This window comes from Terrabacter koreensis (assembly GCF_054783315.1).
Genome location: NZ_BAAGQU010000012.1, coordinates 271,216 through 291,953 on the forward strand (window position 1 = coordinate 271,216; position 20,738 = coordinate 291,953).

Below are 20,738 nucleotides of genomic sequence, written 5' to 3' on the forward strand. Positions count from 1 at the left end.
GACGGGATCTAGTACTCGCCCTTGATGACGAAGTACGAGCCGCGGATCGTGCCGGCCAGCTTCGACTTCTGCCGCGCGAACTTGAAGTCGCCGAGCTCGTCGGGCACATCCATCCCATCGGAGAGCTTGAACCCGACGGCCCGCTTGCCGCCGTCGGCGAGGGTGTAGAGCACGTTGACCGACAGGCCCGACTCGTAGAAGACGTAGGACCAGCGCACGCCGTCGACCTCGAACTCGGTCGCCTCGAGCGCCGGTGAGGCGATGACGATGCCGCGCTCCTCCTCGAGGACCCTGGCCACGTATGCGACGACGTCCTTCGCCCGGTCGGCGGGCTCCACGCTGAACGTGTGGGAGTACTTGTTCTTGAAGTAGCGGGCCTCGTTGGCGCGCAGGCCTGCCAGCGCCTCGGCCACCGGCGAGGACTCCAAGCCGACCGTCGAGACCTCCGTGAAGTCGACGTCGTACGCCATGACCACCTCCTGCTCGCAGGGCACCTCAGGCAAGGCTAGCCGCGCCGGACGCCGACTCCCGGCGTAGGCCGAAGGCGCGGGCCGAACCAGCGCCGGGAGGGGTCGGTGCTGGGCGTCAGAGCCAGTCGGGCGGCGGCGGGACGACGATGCCGATGACGTGGCTCAGCCCGGCCGGGCTGTCGATGCGCACGACCGAACGGCTCTCCGCCTGCCGGGCGAGCTCGACGCACTCGTCGCCCCGGCACCAGCGCGGCTGCACCCCGCCGGTCGCCTGGCGCACGGCCATGAACATCGTGCTCGCCATCAGCGCGCCGTCACGGCTGCCCTTGATGTACCAGTCCTGGTAGACGACGATGCGCGCGGCCGGTTCTCCCGCCTCGGGCGCGGTGGCCTGCTCCGCGATGGCGGCGTACTGCACGCGTGTCTCCTGGTGGGCGCCGATGTCGGCCCGCCACGCCAGCACCCCGACGACGGCGAGGACGGCCAGCAGCAGGGCAGGTACGCGCTCGGCGGGCGACACGCGTACGGCCCGGGGCTCCGTGCGGCCGCGGCGGAGGAGGAGCAAGGCGACCGGCAGGACCGCGACGAGCCACGTCCACAGCTGCCCACGCGCCTCGGTGACGGCGCCCGTCACGACCGTCTGCCCGGCGTCGACGCCGCACGCGACGACGAACGCTGCGAGCAGCCGCAGCAGTCGTGGGCGCACGCGGTGGTCGCGGATGCCCACGGCGAAGGCGACGAGGCCGACGAGGGCGGCCCACCACTGGGCGCGCCACAGGTCGCGGGCCGAGTCGAGCCACCGGTCCACGTTGTCGTAGAGGGAGTCGAGGGAGTTGAGCGGGTTGGCCTGACGCCAGGAGGCCAGCTCGATGCCGAAGTGCTGGTTGAAGATCCAGTTGAGCGTGTAGGCGACGAGGATGCCGCTGCCGAAGGCGACGACCCAGCCGGCGACCACGGCCAGCACCCGACGCCACGGGGCGTCGCGCAGGTGGACCACGGCGAAGACGAGCAGCACGACGCCGATCGGCGGGTAGGACAGCACGGCCGCGACGCCGCTGAGCAGCAGCCAGAGCGCCAACCGCACGCGGGTGCGGGACGCCCACGGCAGCAGCCACATCGCCGTGGCACCGACGAGGACCGACGGCGTCAGGGCGCCCGGCCAGTAGAGCAGCTGCACCCACACGCACGACGCGTAGAGCGCGATGCCGAGGAGGACGTCGACGACGGGCGCGGGACGCACTCCGGCCCGGCGGAGCACCCGCCACATGCCGGCCACGAGCAGCGCGTAGCCGAGGGCGTACGTGAGGGCGGCGGTCGTCGGGGTGCCGTGCTGGCCGACGAGCCACCACCAGCCGGTGTTGAGCCAGCGCCCCTCGCTGATGTTGTAGTACCGGGGCGGGGCCACGTTCGGCTGGTTGTCGGGCAGCAGGAAGGTCCAGTCGTCCTGCCGGATGAACGGCGTGACCGCCTGGACGACACCCTGGGTGACGAGGAAGGCGAACGCGATGACGACCGGGACGAGCAGCCTGCGCCGCGGAACGGAGCTGACCGAGGGCAGCAGGCGGGCCCGCCGGTGCGCGGGTGGTGCGAGCGTCTGCGTCGTCATGGGCGGGCCTGCGTGTCGTGAGGGTCAGGAGCGATGGAGCTGCGGCGGGCCGCCGGCCCGCAGGGTCCATTGGACCCTAGGTACCCGTCAGACGTCGAAACGGCACCGTCGGCCGGTAGGTTGACAGCGTCCACATCCTCGCTCCGCACGGAGGCACGGTGAAGCTCCTTCTCACGTCCGCAGGCGTCAGGAACCCGAGCATCGAGGCCGCCCTCGTGGGTCTCCTCGGCAAGCCGATCGCCGAGTCGACGGCGCTCTGCATCCCCACGGCCCAGTACGCCCACCCGTGGGTCGGCCCGGGCGAGAAGCCGTGGCAGTTCATCACCGGCCGGTCGGACGGGATGGTCGGGCTCGGGTGGAAGTCCATGGGTGTGCTCGAGCTGACCGCGCTGCCGAGCATCGACAAGGACCTGTGGGTGCCCAAGGTGCGTGAGGCCGACGCCCTCCTCGCAGCCGGCGGCGACGTGCTCTACCTGGCCCACTGGATGCGCGAGTCCGGCCTGGCCGACCTGCTGCCGACGCTCGACACCGTCTGGGTCGGGCTCAGCGCCGGCAGCATGGTGCTCACGCCACGGGTCGGCGAGGACTTCGTGCAGTGGCGCCCCGCGACGGGTGGGGACGAGACGCTAGGGCTCGTCGACTTCGCGATCTGCCCGCACGTCAACGGCGACGACCAGCCCGGCAACACCGTGGCCGAGGCGCAGGAGTGGGCCGCGGGCATCGAGGGGCCCGCGTATGCCGTGGACGACGAGACCGCGTTCGTCGTCGTCGACGGCCGGGTGGACGTCGTGTCGGAAGGGCAGTGGACCCTGCTGCACGAGTAGCCGAAAGCCGCTGCGACGAGCAGCGACTCGCGTCCTAGGGTGGGCGCATGGCGACCGTCAGGCAGTTCCAGGTCACGTTCGACTGTGCCGACCCGGAGCGGGTCGCACGCTTCTGGTGCGAGGTGCTGGGCTACGTCGTCCCGCCGCCTCCGCCGGGCTTCGGGTCCTGGAAGGAGTTCGACAGTTCTCTCCCGGAGGAGAGCCAGGGCGGCGCGTACGCGTGCGTCGACCCGGAGGGTGTCGGCCCGCGGCTGTTCTTCCAGCGCGTGCCCGAGGGCAAGGTCGTCAAGAACCGTGTGCACCTCGACGTACGCGTCGGCACCGGTCTGCGCGGCGACGAGCGTGTCGCGGTGCTCGAGGCGGAGTGCGCGCGGCTGGAGGCGCTCGGCGCCTCCCGGCAGCGGTTGCTGCTCGCCGACGGGATCAACGAGTCGTGCCTGGTGATGCAGGACGTCGAGGGCAACGAGTTCTGCCTCGACTGACCACGCCTGAGCGGGGGCTCAGGCGTGACCGCTGAGCTGGCCGAGCCGGTCGGCCAGCGCGTCGACCATGGCACCGGCCTGCTTGGCCGGGAGGGCGGACTTGCGGTCGCCGCCCTGGCTCGACACGGGCAGCACGTCGATCGACAGCTTCGCGCCACCGGCGAGGGCCCGCAGTGCGTCGACCTTGTCGCCGAACGGCGAACCGCTTCCGGGTGAGTAGTAGTGCACGACCTCGTCGACGTCGTCGGGGTAGAGGTCGGTCTTCGTCACGGCGATGACGAGCCAGATCGGCTTGTGCCGGCGCACGGCCATCGAGGCGATCCGGTGCGAGGTGATCGCCCAGTCCTCGAGCTCGGCGGCGAGCTGCTCCTCGCGGCTCGCCATGCCCTCGCCCGTCGTGCCTGCCGCCCGTCGCGGTGTCGCGTAGCCGTTGGCGACGACGTGGATCACGCCGTCGACCGGCTCGTCGTGGAAGACCTCGTCGAGAGCCCCGAGCCGGGTCGCCGCGTTGTCGCCGGGCACGACGAGGAAGCGGAAGCCGTGCAGCCGCGGCGAGCGGCGGGTCCGGCGCTCCATGACGGCCGACCCGACCTGCGCCACGCCGTCGGCGGAGGTGCGCCGGGTGAGCCGGTCGACGAGCTGGCTCTTGCCGACCCCGGTCATCCCCGTGACCGCCACCATCGGGAAGCGGTGCCGGAAGAGGTGGCTCACCCGCTCGGGCGCCGACGCGAGAGCCGTGAGCACGCCGCCGGCGAGCGTCGCCCCCAGAGCGGTGCGACTGGAGGTCGGCAGGATCTCCCGGATGCGGGACGGACTGTGAGACACGGAGCCTCCTCGACGAGCGATCAGGTGCCGGATGGCCCCTAGAGCCTACGTTCCGTCCGTCGGTCGTGGTGCGCCGCCGTCGATCGAGTCAGCCAGAGTCGGGGCTACCGGACGGAGGAGGCGCGAGGAGCCTTGGCGCAGGGGACCGCCCTCGTGACGCCCTTGACGTCCGTGTGCGCGAGGTAGACACGGTTGACCCCCTCCACCTCGGCTGCGACGCGGCACGCAGGGTCGAAGCCCCTGATCGAGCGCACCGGCGTGCCGACCGGGATGAACGCCGCGTCGCCGTCGATCGATGGCCCGGGGGGCCCGTCGAAGTGCAGCTCGCTGAGCCGGCACTCGACGAGGCCGACCGTCGGGCCGAGCTGCTCCGTCGGCACCGTCGGCAACGGGCCATCAAGCCCGGCGTAGTACTGGATGCCCTTCAGCTGCACGAAGTCGACCCAGTCGACGATGGCCGCCGTGTCTGCTGTGGTGGGTGTGGACCTGCAGGCCGACACGGGCTGCCGGTCGACGGACGTCGCGGAGACCGCCCCGGATCCGCTGGGGCTCGTGCACCCGCCCGCGACGAGGACGGCGGCGACGGCCACGACGGCGACGTCTGTTCGCTTCACCAGAACCTCCTGTTGTGAGGACACCGACAGACCCTGAACCGTTGCGGCGCGGCTCAGGACCGAGTTCAGGGCCATCCCCGATGCGGCCCCGACCGCGTGGGAGCACGCTGCTGGGCGAGCCAGGAGGTCTCGATGTCTCTCTCCCAGACAGAGTCCGCAGTCCTACCCCTTGATGCCGAACGGACACCACCCCAGTACGCGTTGCGGCAGATCCTGGGGGTGTGGGCGGCGGCGGCGCTGCCCATGGCGGCGCTGGCCTGGCTGGTGGCTCCCGCCCTGGCCGGGAGGCTGGACGGACCGGCCGCGTGGCCGCAGGCGCTCATCGCCTGCCTCACGGCGGGGCTCGTCTGGCAGGGGGTGCTCGTGCTCGTCCTCGTCCGACGCGAGACGGGCACGCTTCGCCGGCGAGCGGTCGCGGACGCCCTGTGGCTGCGACGACCTCACAGCCCGCGTACGGGCCGGGTCGGCGGGCGCGTCTGGTGGGTGCTCGTGCCCGCGGTGCTCGTGGTCGGGCTCGAGCAGGTGCTGCCCAAGATCCATGCCCCGGCCGCGCGCGACCTCGGCGAGCTCCTCCGGTCGACCACGGGGCACGAGTTCCTCTCGGGCAACTGGCCGTGGTTCGTGGTGGTGGTCGTCATGGCGCTCTTCAACACCGTGCTCGGCGAGGAGCTGCTGTTCCGCGGCCTGCTGCTGCCGCGCATGCGCGGCGTCTTCGGCCGCGGCGACTGGCTCGCGAACGGGCTGCTCTTCGCGCTCTACCACCTGCACCTGCCGTGGGTGATCCCGACGGCGCTGCTCGACTCGGTCGCGTTGGCGCTCCCGTCCCGTCGCTACCGCAGCGCGTGGCTCGGGATCATCGTGCACAGCGTCCAGTCGGTGCTCATCGTCGGGGCGACCCTGGCGCTCGTGCTGCGCTGAGACAACCGAGCCGGGTGCCACGGGCCCAGCGCTGTCCCCGCGGTATCTTGCTCGCCGTCGGGCCGCGCGGCCCGGGCCCGGCAGCCGGGCACGGTCCGAAGAGAGCAGCAGCGTGGACGACGGCCCCGTTCTCCCTGTCACGCCGAGCCAGGTGGGTGCCTTCGGCCTGTTCGTCGCGGGGGTGCTCGTCCTCGTCTTCGGCCTGTATGCCGTCGGGTCGGGGCACCTCTACAGCGGGGACACGTGGCCCGACTTCCTGACGATGTTCGCCGCGTCGGCCCTCGTCGCCCGTGCCTTCGTCGTCGCCGCGGCGCGCGGCGGAGACGGCGAGTGGTCGTGGCGCAGGTTGCGTCCGCGCGCCTTCGCCGGATGCGCCCTCGCTCTCGTCCTGCTCGTCGTCCTGTCCGTCGTCGTCCCCGTCGAGACCGGTGTCTGGCCGGTCGGCGACTCGGCGCACGGCTTCTCGATGTTCCTCTTCGCCGAGTCCGTGGTCGTCGCCGTGGCCTGCGCCGTCAAGGCGCCGGAACGTGAAGGGGTGACGCCCTTCACCGGACACCTGGCAGGCGGCGCCCCGCATCGGCCGGGAGTCCGCATCGCCCTCCGCCGCTGGCGCCTGCTGTCGCGCGACTGCCACGTCGACGTCGACCCGACCGGCGTGACGCTCGTGGTGCCTCGGGTCTTCGGCGGCCGCCGCACCTGGTTCGTCCCGATGGGGACCATCGGCGTCCTGCTCGAGCCGGCCCTCGCAGACGGCGGATGGGAGGACGGGGAGGAGTGGGTGACACGCGACGAGTTCCGCACGCCCTACCTCAGCACGACCTCACCCTGGGCCGACCCCAACCTCGTCCTGCTCTTCACGGTGCCGCAGCCGATCCCGCCGATCAGGTGGACGGCCGCGCGCGACCTCGACCTCTCTCCGTTCGCGACCCGGAGGGCCGAGGGCTTCGTGGTCGACGGCGTCGAGCTGCGGGTGGTCGACCCTCGCGCAGCCCGGGAGGCCTTGCTGGCCAATGGGGCGCAGGGCATCGAGGACGCCCACGCCTTCGTCGAGAGGCACCGTGACGTCGTGCGCGACCCGGAGCAGGTGCGCGCCGCGGTGGCTCGAACCCGCCACAAGGCAGCCCTCTTCGGGCTGGCCGGTGCCACGGCCCTGATCTCCTCCGTCGCCTACCTCGCCACCGGTGACAGCCGCTTCTGGCTCTCTTCGTTCGTGGTGCTGGGTTTGGGCTTCGTCCTCGAGTGGGTGTCGCGGCAACGCGGACGCTGAGCAGGGCACGCCGCCCCGCCCAAGTCGGTCACTGGAGGGGGAAGGGCGACTGCGCCCACGAGGGACGGTCGTCGACGCTGACGCGGTCGACCCACTTGACCCACCAGAAGCCGCGGCGCCCGGGCGCGACGAGACGCACCGGCCCGCCGTGCCCGGGCGAGAGCGGCACGCCGCCGGCGTGGGTGGCGAGGATCAGGCCTGCCGCATCCTGGGTGGGCAGGCGCCGGGTGTAGCCGGTCACCGAGTGCACGACGACCGATCCCCCGGCGAGGGGGCCGAGCAGCACGTCGAGCGGCACTCCGCGCCACGTCTGCTCGGACCACCAGCCGCCGGTGCAGTCGAGGACGGCCGCCCGGGTCGTGCCGGCCTTCGCCACCAGGTCGGCGTAGGCCACGCGTCTCTCGGGCTCGCCGGGTCGCCCGATCCGAAGCACGTAGGCCGTGGGGTCGAGCACGGGCACGTCGTCGGTGAACCACTGCGTGACCGGCATCGCGGACGGGTCGCCCGAACCCCTCTCGTACGAGCCCGTCTCGCGGCGGCGCGCGCCCGGCAGGCCGGCCACCGACGTCAGCGACCACAGGGCGGCGTACGCCAGTGCTGCCGTTCCGCCGAGAGCCAACGTTCTCAGCGCTGTTCGCCGCGAGAGGTCACCTCTGCGGACGCGTTGGGGTCGACGCAGGACGTGCGCCACGGCGAGCAGGATCGCGGCCACCGCGGAGGCGACGTGCACGGCGAGGGCGCTCACGCCGCCGACCTGCAGCGGGCCGACTGTCGAGTGCACGATGCCGGTGAGGAGGCTGGTCACCACCACGACCGCGAGGGCGACCGCGTCGGTGTGCGACCGGCGACGACGGAGCCCGCGCCGCACGATCGCGCTCTTCCACGGCGCCAGCACGAGGATGCCGAGGGCCAGGACACCGTGGAGCACCGCGACCGCTCTCGCGCCGGACGCGGCGCCGACCGCGAACGCCAGCCACCCGGTCACGAACGCACCCGTCAGCAGCACCAGGAGTGCGAGATTGGTCCGTCGGCCGGGCCGGGACGTTGCGACCATCCACCCAGTGTGGCCACAACGGCGACGGCGGGGGCCGGTCAGTCGTCCATGGCCTCGATGCCGAGCTCGGCCAGCTCGCCCATGCGGCTGCGGATGTGCGCGACGACCGCGGGTGACGGCGGCTCCCAGCCCGTGATCTCCTCGACGACCCGCAACGCCTCGGTGGTGCGGTAGGACCGGGTGGGATTGCCGGGAAAGCGTTTGTCGGTGACGTTCGGGTCGTCCTCGAGGGTGCCGAGCGGCTCGACCCGGTAGACCCGTGGCGGCCCGTCACCGCGCGCGAGCTCGGCGGCCAGCGGCGCTCCTTCGCGGGTCGCCGTCACGTAGATGTGCTTCGACTGGCGCCTTGAGCCGTAGTTGGACCGCCACCCCGGTGTGAGCAGGTCGCCCGGGCGAACGTCGGCCCTCGTGCCGTGGAAGAACGGCCCGGGGTCGTCGACGACGCGCTTGGCCGGCGGCGGGTCGCGGAGCAGGCTGTCGAGCCGTGCCATGAGGACCGCCACGCGGGTGCGTCCCTCGGGCGCGCGTGGGTAGCGCGAGAGGACGTCGAGCACGACCGGGTCGGCGCGCGTGGCAGCCGCCGTGACGACGTACTCGGCGACGACGGGGTCGTCGCCGCGGGCGAGCTCGGCCGCCCGTGCGGCGTGCGCGGCCGCGCCGAGGATGTGGCGGACCTGGGTCGCCTTGGCCAGGGGGTGCAGGTATGCCGCGGCGGCCGCGTCGCCGGCGGCGCTCGCCGCGTGCCGGGCGGGCTCCGAGGCAGCCCCCTTCGCGGCGCGGTGCGCGTCGGTGGCGGCGGTGCGCTGGAGGTTAGAACGCGCAGCCCCGTCGGCGAACGCTCGCGCCGCCCGCAGCGCGGCCTCGGGCCGCGGGTCGTCGGGCTCGTCGCGCTGGAAGAGCACGAGCACCGGCTCGGCGCACGCGACGGCATACGCGGCGACGGCCCGCAGCTCGTCCATCGACAGCTCGAGGTCGGCGGTGCTCGTCTGCATCATCCCAATCTGGCACAGTTCGTCCCGCCGCTCCTCGGAACTGCGTCTCGCAGGAGCCTGCAGTTTTCGTGGTTCTAGCACCAACGTCCCATTGCGTCTGGTATGGGCCCGCCGGAACGCTGGGTATGTCCTTGGGGCGGGAGGGCACCCGGTTCGTTTCTCGAGGAGAGTCATGAAGAAGTTCGCGGCCATCGGAATGTCCACCATCGCAGCAGTCGTGCTCGGCGCCGGCCTCGCCTCGGCCAGTGGGGGCGGCGGCACCTCGTCCGGGACGTGGCCCACGTCCATGCCGCTGCCGACCAGCCCGGGCCGGATCGTCTCGCAGAGCTCGACGACGGCCACCGTGCGTTCGACCGACCCCGTCGCCACCGTCCAGGGCAAGCTCGACAGCCTGTATGCCGCCAAGGGCTGCACCCGCAAGCTCGCCGTGAACCGTCCGCGTGACTACCTCTGCCGCAACGCGGCCACGGGCAAGACCGACGAGGTCTACTTCACCTTCGCCGCGCTCGACCCGACGGCGACCGACCCGTCGCGCTCGCAGACGAACGCCTTCTACGTCAAGGGCTGAAGGCCGACGTGAACTGAGCCCACGGCGGGTGGGGTACGTCGGTGACCGGGCACCCGACGGGGCCCGTCTTCGTCGAGTGCCCAGTTCCCGACGCGCCTCTCGGCTCGCCGCGGCTGAGAAAGTCGGTCCCGGCTGCATCCAGAACCGGCACGAAGGCGGAAGAAAGGGGGCAGTGGGTGCACCGGGCACCCACCCACCGAAGGGATGACACATGAAGCGCCTCCTCGCTGCAGGTTCCATCGCCGCTCTCGCCTCGCTCGGCCTCGCCGCAAGCGCCCAGGCAGCATCCGCTGACGCCGCGTGCTTCGGACAGGTGCACAAGACCGTCAACAGCGGTGTCCTCGGCGTCGACAACGTCGGCCAGCTCGTCAAGTCCGCCGGTGGCGGCCAGGCCAAGAACGCCCTCGCCCGGACGTTCTGCTAGCCCGACCCTCCAGCGTCACGACGTCGGCGGCGGCCGGGACCTCCTGGTCCGGGCCGCCGCCCGCTGCTGTCTGGGGGCCGGTTGCCGGACCCTCTGAGCGGGCACGGAGCGCGGTCGCGCCGGGGTCGTCGTGCCCGACGTGCGCGTTCGCCGCTGGGGCGTGCCTCGACGCGGGCCAGCGGCCAGGAGGTCGTGTATGGCTCGTCGTCGACCTATCCGGCGCGGCTCGCGAAGATTCTCGGACGACAATGTCGAAGAGGTGCCGAGCGGTTCGACGCAGTGGTGACAGGCAGGAACCAGCAGCAACCAGAAGGAGATGCAGATGCCGCGTTTCATGGGCTTCGTGAGGATGCAAGAGGGCATCGGAGCGCCCCCGCAGTCGCTCTTCGACGCGATGGACGTCCACATCGGCGAGCGTGCCGCCAAGGGCGTGTTCCTCGACGGCGGGGGCCTCTACGGCACGGAGAATGCCGTGAACTTCGTCGTCGACAACGGCACGGTGACTCGAGTCGACGGGCCGTACGCGGAGAGCAAGGAGATCGTCGGCGGCTGGGCGATCATGCAGTACGGCTCGCTCGAGGAGGCCGTCGCCGACCAACGTGAGTTCGCCGAGCTGCACGCGAAGCACTGGCCGGAGGTCAAGGTCATCGCGACGCTGCGCCAGATCTCCGACGGGCCGGACGCACCCGGCGAGTGAGGTCTCGGTCTGCGCCGGCACCGGGAAGCGGCCGAGCCGGCGCAGACCTCACACCGCGCCGACTCCGACCAGCGACCTCTGCCTGGAGCACGAGGCCCGACGGTTCTCGTCGTGTCTCTACGGGTGGAGTAGGTGCTCGCCTCCCGGCAACCTCATGTGAGCGCCGCTCACGACAACTGTGGTGCCGCCGTCTTCGTCGAGGCCCGGACGGAAGTGGATCGTCCCGTCGGGGTCGACGCCGGCGATCTCGGCCGAGGCCCAGTCGAGCCGGCGGCCGGCCACCTCGAGCCCGAGCGGCAGGATGTGACCCGAGCGGGCCGGCACGAGCAGCGTCGACCCGGCGGAGATCGGGGTGCTGTCCAGGGCGACCGTCACCGTAGCCGGGGCGCCCGAGGTGTTGATGACGTGCAGGGCACGCTGCCCGTCGTCGGTGCTGGTCGTCGTCGCGAACACACCGGGCCACTGCGTCTCGAGCCGCAGGCCCGGGCTGACCCCGAGGCTCGAGAGGGCCCGGTCGAAGAGCACGTCGTCCGACGGCACCTGCGCGGCGAGCACGATGGCCCGGCCCTCGCCGAGCGGCACGTCGACCCCGCAGACCGCGCCGTAGACGTCGGTCAGCACGACGTCGCCACGCTCGTGCGTGAGGTGCTGCACCCACCCGGCGCACATCTCGGGCCACGGCTCGGCCCAGCCGTGCGCGACGAGCGACGGGTAGTAGTGGCCGGTGTCGCGAACGACCTCGCCGGGTGTGATGCCGAGCGCCTCGGCGAGAAGCGTGCACGGCGTGCCGTCGAGCTCGCGGTCGGGCACCTTCCCGAGCAGCACGACGTTGCCGCCGGACGACACGTGCCCGACCAGGCGCTCCTGCACGACCCGCGAGAGGTGGCGGCCGGTCCCGACGAGCACCGTCGATCCGGGTGCGGGGTCCCTCCGCTCGAGATGCACTGCGCCGTAACGGAACCCACCGAGCAGGAGCGAGCGGGCGAGAGCCTTGCGTTCACCCGCGCCCCGGTGGGACGTGAGGTCGTCGACGACCTCGGTCATCGTCTCCGAGCCCGGGTGGTGGTACTCGGTCATGTACGCGTCGAGCACGAGTCCCAGCGACACGTCGTCGTGGTCCTCGTCCATCCGCGCCAGCCACGGCTCGTTCGCCTTGACGGCCCGCACGGTGCGCGCCGTCGCCTCGTACGCGTAGCCGCGCTGGCCTTCGGGGCCGACGGGCGCTGCCGTGCCGTGCCGCTCACCGGTGAAGGAGATGCGGTCGTTGCCGTCGTCGACCTGCTCGTCGAGCGGCGGGTTGATGCCGCCGGCGAAGAGGTAGTAGTTGACGAGCCGGTTGCCCTGGGCGAGGCAGAGGCGAGTCTTGAGGTCGGCCGTCGACGGGTCGTACTGCATCTCCGCGCCCGCGCCGTAGTCGCCCGAGCCGGCCTCGAACTCGAGGGAGGTCAGCGGCTGGTCCCCGTCGTGCACGGCCGCCATGTAGGCGTTGATGACGTAGAGGTCGGTCATCGTGTTGAGAGTGGCCTCGCCGAGGTAGTGGTCCGACCCCGACACCATGCCCGGGATGCCGGAGTAGGTGTCGACGAGCTGGCTGATGCCGATGGGGAACGGTGCGCCGTTGCCGCCCTCCGTGCCGTGGATGTTGACGAAGAAGGGCACACCGCCGACGCCGCGCTCCTCGCACATCCGCCGCAGCGTCGCGACGTAGTCGCCGAACCGCCGCCGCATGAACAGGCCCAGGTCGAGGCGCAGCGCCCCGGCCCACTCCTCCTTGGGGGAGCGCACGGCGTGCGCCCAGCCGTCGTCACCCGGCGCGACGGCATACGGGAGCGTGTCGCCGTGCCGCTCGCGCACGAACTCGCCGAACGCCTCGACGAGCCCGTCGGTGAGGTCGGGCGAGTTCGTCACCCAGGCGAGCATGCCCACCTCGTTGTCGAGCTGCACGCCGATGATCGGGCCGCCGGCGGGCTGCAGGCGCGGCGCCAGCACCGGCATGATCGCGTCGAACCAGCGCCCGCTCTCGCCGAGGAACGCGGGGGCCAGGTAGTCGACCGTGCGCGACGTCACCGCGGTGCCGTCCCACCCGACCGGGACGACCTCCGGGTGGTCGCGGTAGATGCGGAACGGGATGCCCTCGTTCTTCAGCTCGGCCATGATGAACGGCCCCGGTCGCGCGATGAAGCGCAGGCCCTTCTCGGCCGCGAGGTCGATGAACGCGCCGATGTCGCGCTCCGGTCGCGTCTCGCCCGTGACGTCGATCGTGCCGTCGGGCAGCTCGTGGAAGATCCAGGGGATGTAGGACGCGACGGTGTCGCAGCCGGCCTCGACGAGCAGGTCGAGGCGCTGGCCCCACTCGGCACGGGCGACGCGGAAGTAGTGCACCTCCCCCGCCATGACGACGACGGGCTCGCCGTCGATGCGGATCTGGCGCTGGACGGTCTCGATCATGAGGAGGCCTTCGGGGAGGTGATGGTGACGGAGACGGGCTGGAGGCGGGCCGCGTCGGGCCCGGTGAGCAGGACGATCTCGCCCTCGTCGACGCGCGTCGTGAGGTCACGGCCTGCGTAGGCGAATCGCGAGGCCTGCACGTCGAAGGTGACCTCGCGTGCCTGGCCGGGCTCGAGGTCGACGAGCGCCCAGTCGGTCAGCTCGACGAGCGGGCGCGTGACCTGGGCGACGGGGTCGCGGAAGTAGAGCTGGACGACCTCGCGGCAGGGCCGCTCGCCCGTGTTGGTCACGGTGACGGCGAGGGTCACGGAGCCGTCGGCCGTCATCGTCGACGACGAGAGGGCGGGCATGCCGTAGTCGACGCTCGTGTAGGACAGGCCGAAGCCGAAGGGCAGCCGCGGGTAGGTGAGGGCGTCGATGTAGCGGCCCTCCCGGTGGTCGACGTCGGCGCGGATGAGCCGCCCCGTCGGCCGCTGGTGCGTGCTCGTCGGGATGTGGCCCGTCGAGAGCGGGAAGGTCATCGGCAGGCGGCCGTGCGGCTCGACGTCGCCGAGCAGCACGTCGACGAGGGCCGACCCCGCCTCGGTGCCGGGGTGCCACACGACGAGCACCGCGTCGGCGAGGTCGAGCAGCTCGGTGAGGTCGAGCGGCCGGCCGGTGTAGACGACGGCGACGAGCGGCTTGCCGAACGCGGCGACCGCGCGGACGAGCTCGAGCTGGCCGGGCGGCAGGCCGATGTCGACGACGGACTGGGCCTCGCCGGAACGGGACCGGTGCTCGCCGAGGAGCAGCACCGACGTGTCGGCGGCCCGCGCCTGCATCAGGGTGACGTCGGGGAAGCGGCCGTCGGCCACGGTGACCCGGTCACCGAGGCGCTCGCGGAGGGCGGCCTCGGGCGTGACGACCTCCTCGCCGCGGCCGTCGAGGACCCACGTGCCGAGCAGCGCGTCGCCGTCGTCGACGAACGGCCCCGAGAGCAGCACCTTCCCGGCCCCGTCGCCGAGTGGCAGGACGCCGTCGTTCTTGACGAGCACGTGCGCGGCCTGCGCTGCGCGGCGGGCGATGGCCCGGGTCTCGGGCGTGGGCGCGTTCGACGCACCGGGCCGGGCGGCATACGGGCGCTCGAAGAGCCCGAGGCGGAACTTGAGCCGCAGCACGCGGCGCACCGCGTCGTCGACGAGCGCGAGGTCGACCTCGCCGGACTCGACGAGCTCCTCGAGGTGCTCGAGGTAGGCGCCGCTCACCATGTCGAGGTCGACGCCCGCGTGGATCGCCAGGGCCGCGGCCTCCCGCTTGTCGGCCGCGACACCCTGGAAGACGATCTGGCCGATGCCGTTCCAGTCGGCGACGACGACGCCGTCGAAGCCCCACTCGTCCTTGAGCACGCCGCGGACCAGGTGCTCGTGGGCGTGCATCGGGATGCCGTCGACGTCGTTGAAGGCGGCCATGACGGTGAGGACGCCGGCGTCGACGGCAGCCTTGAACGGGCGCAGGTGCAGGTTGCGCAGGGTGTTCTCGCCGACGCTGACCGTGTCGTAGTCACGGCCGCCGGCAGCGAGGCCGTAGCCGGCGAAGTGCTTGGCGCACGCGGCGATCCGGTCGGCGCTGCTCGGGTCGTCGCCCTGGAAGCCGCGGACGATCGAGGCGGCCAGTCGGCCCGAGAGGACCGGTGTCTCCCCGAGAGACTCGGCGACCCGGCCCCACCGCGGCTCCTCCGAGAGGTCGACCATCGGCGTGAAGGTCCACGCGACACCGTCGACGGCGGCCTCGCGGGCCGCGATCTCGCCGATCTGCTCGGCCGTGTCGGGGTCGAAGGACGCGGCGATGCCGAGCGGGATCGGTGCCACGGTGCGGTGACCGTGGATGACGTCGCGGCCGAAGAGCAGCGGGATGCCGAGGCGGCTGCCCTCGACGGCGTGGCGCTGGGCGGCGTCGATGTTGCCGACGAGCACGCCCTCGTCGCGCTCGTTGCCGGCGGTGGCGCCCGACGCGTAGAGGCTCGAGCTGATCCGGCCCGCCGCGATCTCGGCGGCGTCGTCGTCGGGGTGGATGTTGGCGACCTGGTGGGTCTGGCCGACCTTCTCGGCGAGCGTCATCTGCGCCATGAGCAGGTCGACGCGCTCCTCGACGGGCAGCGTGGGATCGAGCCACGGCCGCTCCTGGGGGCGCGGCGTGGCGGTGCGGTCGGTCATGTCAGTGGGTCTCCACGGAGATCTCGAGAGTGGTCGGCTGGTGGGTGCGGGTGTCGGTGGGCGTCTCGGTGGGCGTCTCGGTGGGCTCGCCGAGCAGGTCGGCGAGCCGGACGGCCACCCCGGCGCGGCGGTACGGGTTGCTGAGCGGGCGCAGGTCGAGCTCACGGCCTCCGACGGTGACACGCCGCACGCCGTGCCCCTCGAGCCCGAGCACGTAGCGGACCGCAAGATCGCGCCCGGCGACGGGAAGGTGTGCGGCGAGCTCTCGCCTGCCGTCGTCACCACCGGGCGGCAGCACCGGGTCGATCTCGACGTCGTCGCCGCGCTGCCGGATGCCGAGCAGCACCTCGGTGACGAGCCGCAGCACGAGCCCGGGGCCCGACGAGTAGACGCGCCAGCCGCCCTCGAGGGGCACGTCGCCGGCCATGAGGGCGGCATACCGCTCCGAGGCGTCGTAGCGGTCGGTGAACGCACCGTCGGAGGAGGAGTAGTAGCAGGTCGTCTGGCGCGGGCGAGCCTGCGGGACGAGCGACTCCAGGCCGACCGGGCTCGCCTTGGCCAGCGCCGTGAGCAGCGCGTCCCCGTCACCGACGCGGGCCAGGGCCTCGGCGTAGCGCAGGTGCGCGTGCATGTACATGAGGCCGATCTCGCGGCCCCAGAAGGTGCTCGCCTCAGCGCGCTGGAACACCGACATCGGGCCGCCGACGTAGCTGACCGGGCGGTCGAAGAGGCGCGCGCCGTCGGGGCCGAGCAGGTGCTCCTCGATGAGGTCGAGGTGGTGGCGGGCCTGCTCGGGCGTGAGCAGGTCGGCGCCGATGGCGTGGATCCACGGCAGCACGCCGTAGCGCAGGCCGGTGCGCTCGTCGGTGGGGTGCACGAGCGGCTCGAGCCGCCCGTCGTCGTGGTGCAGCAGGTAGCCGGGGAGCACCGGGTCGGAGGCGAGCTGGTCGAGCAGGGCGTCGTGGGTGCGCTCGGCGAGCTCGTCCGCGTCGGCCGCGAGGGCCACCGAACCGCCGGTCGCGCCGACAGCGTGAAGGCCCTCGGCGAGGGTGCGCAGCGCCTGGGTCTGGAGCACGGCGGTCCACGTCGACACGAGGTTCGCCGCGAGGTGCGGGTCGGCGGGCTGCAGCGAGTCGTTCCAGTCGCCGTGCCCGTATGCCGGCAGCGGGCTCCCGGGGACGGTGCACTCCGCGATGCGCGCGACCGCACGTCGCAGGTGCTCGGCGACCGGAGCGGCCGGCTCGAGCGCGTCGTCGCCGACGAACGCGACCGGCTCGTCGAGCAGGGAGGCGTCGCCCGTGGTGCGCAGGTAGTCGCCGGCTGCGAGGACGGGCCAGAAGACGACGTCGCCGTGCGAGTCCTGCTGGCCCGACTCGGGCAGCGGCGGCAGGAACTCGAAGGCCTGCGGCCAGTCGCCGCGGGCGTTCTGCGCGCGGAAGACCCGCAGCAGCACGTCGCGCACCGACTCCTGGCGACCGAGGGCGGTCAGCAGGCCGACCGGACCCTGGCACACGTCGCGCGTGCCCCAGGCGCCGCCCGAGAACTGCTCGAGCCCTCGGGGCGAGAGGTAGTGGACGAAGGCGTTGTGGGTGAACCAGGGCAGCGCCGCTGACAGGTGCGCGGCCCGGGTGTCGTCGTCGCCGAGGCCGGTGCCGTCGAGCGAGACGGCGTGGCCGGCTCGGTCCCAGAACGCTTGCCCGAGCTGCTCGCCCGCGGGGGTGACCTCGCCCTCGGGCGCCTCACCGGCCTCGGGGGCAGACTCGACCGTGACCTGAACGTGGGGGGCGGGGTCGAAGAGCACGGTGACCCAGCCCCGGCCACGAGCCTCCCCGTCGGACTGCAGGCGGGCGTCACCGATCTCGGCGTCGCCGGCGCCGGTCCACGACACCCGCCACGGACGGGGGTCGCCGGCCGTCGTGACGTCGAGGTGCTCGCTCGACACGTCGACCGCGGGGGCGTCCGACAGGTCGTCGGCGACCTGCACGGCCAGGAGCACGCGGCGCGGTGCCGCGCCGTCCTGCCCCACCGAGAGCGTGAGCGCGTGCTGGTGGGTCGGTGCGCTCGAGGTCACGGTGACGAGCGGGCCCGACGTGGCGGCATACCACCACGTGCAGTGGTCGAGCCCGGTGAACCACGCGCTCGGGGTCTCGAGGAGCGACCAGGCGCCCTCGGCGTCCTCCACGAAGAGTCGAATGCCGTGCGCGCGCTGGAGGCCGAGGTAGGTGCGGCGGCCCGTCACGACGGCGTTGCGACCGACGTGCCCACGCGTCACCTGGGAGTGGAAGGTGCCGGACATCCAGACCGTCGAGGCGAGCGATCGCGAGTCAGGGGTGAAGGCGTCGCCGGTACGGAGCAGGTGGCCGTGCGGGCGGAGCACGGCGAGCTCCTTGGCGGGTAGGACGAGCTGGCCACCGCGCACGGTCCAGGCGAGCTCGGTGCCGTCGTCGGCGGTCTCGACGTGCTGTCGATCCGTGAGCAGGCCTGCGGCGTGGAGCTGCTCACGACTCAGAGGCTGGGACGCGAAGGATGGGCTCGTCGACCAGAGCGTGGCCGGGACCGAGTCGCCGTCGCCGTCCCGGCCGTGGGCGCCGTCGCCCGCCGGCGCCCACGGGGTCTGGGTGGCCGCGACCGCGATCTCGGCCCAGCTCGCATCGTCGTCGGAGGTCGCCTCGGGGTGGTCGTCGAGGGCGACGCCCCAGAAGCCGGTGTGGTGCGAGTCGGCCGGTGCGATCGTGGCGGGGGCGTCCTGCAGCGCGATGAGCGAGTGCTCGTGCTGCAGGCGGGTGCTCGGCAGGTCTGCCACGTCGAGACCGGACCAGACGACACCGCGCTCGGTGCGCGTGACGAGCTGGAGGGCGTCGGTCGCCCAGCCGGTGCCGGTGCCCGTCGTGCCGACCATCAGCCACGGCACGCGCTCGCCCGGCATGTTCTGACGCACCGCGACGGCGGTGCCGTGACCCGCGGTGGCGACCGGCGTGATGTCGAGGTACTGGCTGACGTAGTACTCGTTGATGCGCACGTTGCCCAGGGGTGCGAGAGCCGGGTCGTGGGTGAGCACGACGTCGGCCGTGACCGGCTCGCCGGTCGTGTTCGTCAGCTCGACCTGCCAGTGCCACGTGGCCGGCGCCGACGCGTCGGTGCCGAGCCGGAAGACGAGCCGGTAGCGCAGACCCTCGTGCCGCCCGGTGACGACGACGCCGTCGTCCGTGGGCGTGACGACGGAGCCGCTGCCGGGGCCCAGGAGGGGCTGCCGGGCGATGCCGTCCGGACGGTGCACCCGCAGGTGCACGTTGGCGAGACCCGCCTCGGCGACGGTGGCCGGGTGCAGCAGCAGGCTCGTGCCGAAGGCCTCGAGCCGGCGCAGGGCACCGTTGTCGAGGATCTCGGCGAAGAGGCCCGCAGGTCCCGTCACGGTGTGGACCCGGGGGCTGGTCAGGACAGCGTTGTCGTCAAGCACCATTCATTCCTACCAGCGGCCCTCTTTGGAGGACAGGCTGAATCCCCTTGAAAACAAATGAAAGTCAGACCACGCACGACGAACCCCATGAAAGTAGTTACATGCCTCCAGAGCGTTGACAGCAGTGATCAGAGCGCCCCTAACCTGACGGAAATCCGCCCCTCACGAACCCATGACGAACGACTGACGGAGCTCTGCAATGACGCTGACTCGCACGAAACCCACACTGATGGTGACCGGTCTGACCGCCGCTGCCCTGGCCCTGACCGGGTGCGCCGGCAGCGCGAAGCAGAAGGAGAGCGAGGGCGCCGCCAGCAGCGGTGGCGGCGGCATGATCGCCCAGCTGACCTTCCCGTCCGACGCGGACGCGACCGTCGGCGGCCTGGTCAACTACAACCCCAACTCGCCCAAGCCGCTCACCTCGAACTGGCTCTACGAGCCGCTCATCGTGCGCAACAACCTGACGTGCGAGGAGACGCCCTGGCTCGCGACGAAGTCGACGTGGGAGGGCGCCACGAAGCTCACCCTCGACATCCGTGACGGCGTCAAGTGGAGCGACGGCAAGCCCTTCACCGCCAAGGACGTCGCCTTCACGTTCAACCTCGGCAAGCAGTACCCGGCCATCGACAAGGCCGGCGTCTGGAACGACACCTTCGGCGCACCCGCGAAGTCGGTGACCGCCGAGGGCAACAAGGTCGTCTTCGAGTTCACCGGCAACGCCGCCCCGAAGTACGACGGCATCATCTCCACCAAGATCCTCCCCGAGCACTACTACGGGACCGTCGGCGACCCGTCGAAGTACGTCGACAAGAGCCCGGTCTTCACCGGCCCGTTCAAGGTCGGCAGCTACAACGGCCGACGCCTCGTGCTCGAGCGCCGCCCGGACTACTGGCAGGCCGACAAGATCAAGGTGCAGAAGCTCGTCCTCGAGGGCACCTACGACGCCTCGCAGGCGGCGCTCAAGCTGCGCTCGGGCCAGCTCGACGCGTACTGGGGCGAGATCCCGAACCCGCAGAAGACGTTCGTCGACGCCGACCCGAAGAACAACCACTTCTACTACGCGCCGAACGGCTCGACCGTGCTCACGGGCAACGACCAGAAGGCGCCGTTCAACGACGAGAAGTTCCGCGAGGCCATCAGCTACGCGATGGACAAGCAGGCCATGTCGACGAAGGCGACCTACGGCATCATGAAGCCGTCGAGCCAGACCGGCCTCAAGCTGCCGTCGATGAACAACCTCCTCCCGGAGAAGTACGCCGGCAAGGACACCGTCATCCCGTTCGACGTCGCGAAGGCGAACCAGCTGCTCGACGCGGCCGGCTACAAGAAGGGCCCCGACGGCAAGCGCACCAACCCCGACGGCTCGCCGCTCGCCGTGAACTTCTCGGTCCAGGCCGGGTTCATCGACTACCAGGCCATTGCCGACGTCGTCGCCCAGGGCATGAACGCCGCGGGCGTCAACACCAAGGTCACCGCGTCCGCACCCGACTCGGTGGACGGGCAGAAGAAGAGCGGCGACTTCCAGCTCATGCTCGAGTACCTGCACGGCGGGTGCGAGCTGGCGAAGAACATCGGCGCCAAGCTCTCGAGCAAGCAGTTCCCCAAGCCCGCGGAGGTGCTGCCGAACGTCGGCCGCTTCAGCGACCCGGCCGTCGACGAGTCGGTCAAGAACCTGTCGGAGTCGACGGACGAGGCCAACCAGAAGAAGTACCTCGGTGAGCTCGTCGAGACGATGATGACGAAGTTCCCGGTGACCCCGCTCATCTATGCCCCGGCCCGCATCATCTACCGCACCGACAAGGCGGTCGGCTGGCCGAGCGAGGAGAACCCGTACGCCAACCCGTCGGACGACCGGCTCCTCGTCATGACGCGGCTCAGCGCGCCCAACTGATCCGGACCC

Annotated in this window: 17 protein-coding genes; 8 read left to right on the forward strand and 9 right to left on the reverse strand. The window is 71.9% G+C overall.

Annotated elements, in window-relative coordinates:
• Nucleotides 1–8 precede the first annotated feature (8 nt).
• Together ACYVNR_RS20185 and ACYVNR_RS20190 are read right to left on the reverse strand one after the other, a co-directional pair.
• Nucleotides 9–470, reverse strand: a complete 462-nt coding sequence (locus ACYVNR_RS20185; RefSeq protein WP_045188878.1) for a hypothetical protein — start codon at nucleotides 468–470, stop codon at nucleotides 9–11.
• Between the two features lie 115 nt (nucleotides 471–585).
• Nucleotides 586–2,076 carry a hypothetical protein gene (locus ACYVNR_RS20190; protein WP_461050556.1) on the reverse strand — a complete coding sequence of 497 codons (1,491 nt, stop codon included), beginning with the start codon at nucleotides 2,074–2,076 and terminating at the stop codon, nucleotides 586–588.
• Nucleotides 2,077–2,234: 158 nt separating this feature from the next.
• On the opposite strand from ACYVNR_RS20190, the gene ACYVNR_RS20195 reads away from it, so the two are divergent.
• Both ACYVNR_RS20195 and ACYVNR_RS20200 read left to right on the forward strand, forming a co-directional pair.
• Nucleotides 2,235–2,900, forward strand: coding sequence for a Type 1 glutamine amidotransferase-like domain-containing protein (locus ACYVNR_RS20195; protein WP_461050558.1), 666 nt, complete (start codon nucleotides 2,235–2,237; stop codon nucleotides 2,898–2,900).
• A 47-nt stretch (nucleotides 2,901–2,947) separates the two neighbouring features.
• Entirely contained in the window at nucleotides 2,948–3,382 is a 435-nt protein-coding gene (locus ACYVNR_RS20200) for a VOC family protein (RefSeq protein WP_461050560.1), read from the forward strand.
• Between the two features lie 18 nt (nucleotides 3,383–3,400).
• Here ACYVNR_RS20200 and ACYVNR_RS20205 read toward each other — a convergent pair whose 3' ends face one another.
• A complete protein-coding gene (locus tag ACYVNR_RS20205; RefSeq protein WP_461050562.1) occupies nucleotides 3,401–4,207 on the reverse strand; it encodes a P-loop NTPase family protein in 807 nt (268 codons plus the stop codon).
• Nucleotides 4,208–4,311: 104 nt separating this feature from the next.
• Entirely contained in the window at nucleotides 4,312–4,821 is a 510-nt protein-coding gene (locus ACYVNR_RS20210) for a hypothetical protein (RefSeq protein ID WP_461050564.1), read from the reverse strand.
• A 132-nt stretch (nucleotides 4,822–4,953) separates the two neighbouring features.
• Here ACYVNR_RS20210 and ACYVNR_RS20215 point away from each other — a divergent pair, with 132 nt between their 5' ends.
• A complete protein-coding gene (locus ACYVNR_RS20215; RefSeq protein ID WP_461050566.1) occupies nucleotides 4,954–5,739 on the forward strand; it encodes a lysostaphin resistance A-like protein in 786 nt (261 codons plus the stop codon).
• Between the two features lie 112 nt (nucleotides 5,740–5,851).
• A complete protein-coding gene (locus tag ACYVNR_RS20220) occupies nucleotides 5,852–7,006 on the forward strand; it encodes a hypothetical protein (protein ID WP_461050568.1) in 1,155 nt (384 codons plus the stop codon).
• A gap of 28 nt (nucleotides 7,007–7,034) precedes the next feature.
• Here ACYVNR_RS20220 and ACYVNR_RS20225 read toward each other — a convergent pair whose 3' ends face one another.
• Together ACYVNR_RS20225 and arr are read right to left on the reverse strand one after the other, a co-directional pair.
• Nucleotides 7,035–8,060 (reverse strand): molybdopterin-dependent oxidoreductase, encoded by a 1,026-nt coding sequence (locus ACYVNR_RS20225; RefSeq protein WP_461050570.1) that lies wholly within the window; start codon nucleotides 8,058–8,060, stop codon nucleotides 7,035–7,037.
• A gap of 38 nt (nucleotides 8,061–8,098) precedes the next feature.
• Nucleotides 8,099–9,052, reverse strand: a complete 954-nt coding sequence (gene arr / locus ACYVNR_RS20230; RefSeq protein ID WP_045189366.1) for an NAD(+)--rifampin ADP-ribosyltransferase — start codon at nucleotides 9,050–9,052, stop codon at nucleotides 8,099–8,101.
• A gap of 172 nt (nucleotides 9,053–9,224) precedes the next feature.
• Here arr and ACYVNR_RS20235 point away from each other — a divergent pair, with 172 nt between their 5' ends.
• The 3 genes from ACYVNR_RS20235 (at nucleotide 9,225) to ACYVNR_RS20245 (ending at nucleotide 10,741) form a co-directional block, all read left to right on the forward strand.
• Nucleotides 9,225–9,620: a hypothetical protein gene (locus tag ACYVNR_RS20235; RefSeq protein ID WP_045188860.1), complete on the forward strand. Its 396-nt coding sequence runs from the start codon at nucleotides 9,225–9,227 to the stop codon at nucleotides 9,618–9,620.
• Nucleotides 9,621–9,831: 211 nt separating this feature from the next.
• A complete protein-coding gene (locus ACYVNR_RS20240; RefSeq protein WP_045188857.1) occupies nucleotides 9,832–10,044 on the forward strand; it encodes a hypothetical protein in 213 nt (70 codons plus the stop codon).
• A 322-nt stretch (nucleotides 10,045–10,366) separates the two neighbouring features.
• Nucleotides 10,367–10,741, forward strand: coding sequence for a YciI family protein (locus ACYVNR_RS20245; RefSeq protein WP_461050573.1), 375 nt, complete (start codon nucleotides 10,367–10,369; stop codon nucleotides 10,739–10,741).
• A gap of 117 nt (nucleotides 10,742–10,858) precedes the next feature.
• Here ACYVNR_RS20245 and ACYVNR_RS20250 read toward each other — a convergent pair whose 3' ends face one another.
• From ACYVNR_RS20250 to ACYVNR_RS20260, 3 genes are read right to left on the reverse strand one after another with little or no spacing between them, the layout of a single operon-like run.
• Nucleotides 10,859–13,189 carry a beta-galactosidase gene (locus tag ACYVNR_RS20250; protein ID WP_461050575.1) on the reverse strand — a complete coding sequence of 777 codons (2,331 nt, stop codon included), beginning with the start codon at nucleotides 13,187–13,189 and terminating at the stop codon, nucleotides 10,859–10,861.
• On the reverse strand, nucleotides 13,186–15,381 hold the full coding sequence (locus tag ACYVNR_RS20255) for a glycoside hydrolase family 3 N-terminal domain-containing protein (protein WP_461050577.1): 2,196 nt from the start codon (nucleotides 15,379–15,381) through the stop codon (nucleotides 13,186–13,188). Before ACYVNR_RS20255 ends, ACYVNR_RS20250 begins: the two co-directional genes overlap by 4 nt.
• 1 nt (nucleotide 15,382) lies before the next feature.
• Complete coding sequence (locus tag ACYVNR_RS20260) at nucleotides 15,383–18,838, reverse strand: GH36-type glycosyl hydrolase domain-containing protein (RefSeq protein WP_461050579.1); 3,456 nt, start codon at nucleotides 18,836–18,838, stop codon at nucleotides 15,383–15,385.
• Nucleotides 18,839–19,070: 232 nt separating this feature from the next.
• Between ACYVNR_RS20260 and ACYVNR_RS20265 the strand changes: the two genes are divergently transcribed.
• Nucleotides 19,071–20,729: an ABC transporter substrate-binding protein gene (locus tag ACYVNR_RS20265; RefSeq protein ID WP_461050581.1), complete on the forward strand. Its 1,659-nt coding sequence runs from the start codon at nucleotides 19,071–19,073 to the stop codon at nucleotides 20,727–20,729.
• The last annotated feature ends 9 nt before the right edge of the window (nucleotides 20,730–20,738 follow it).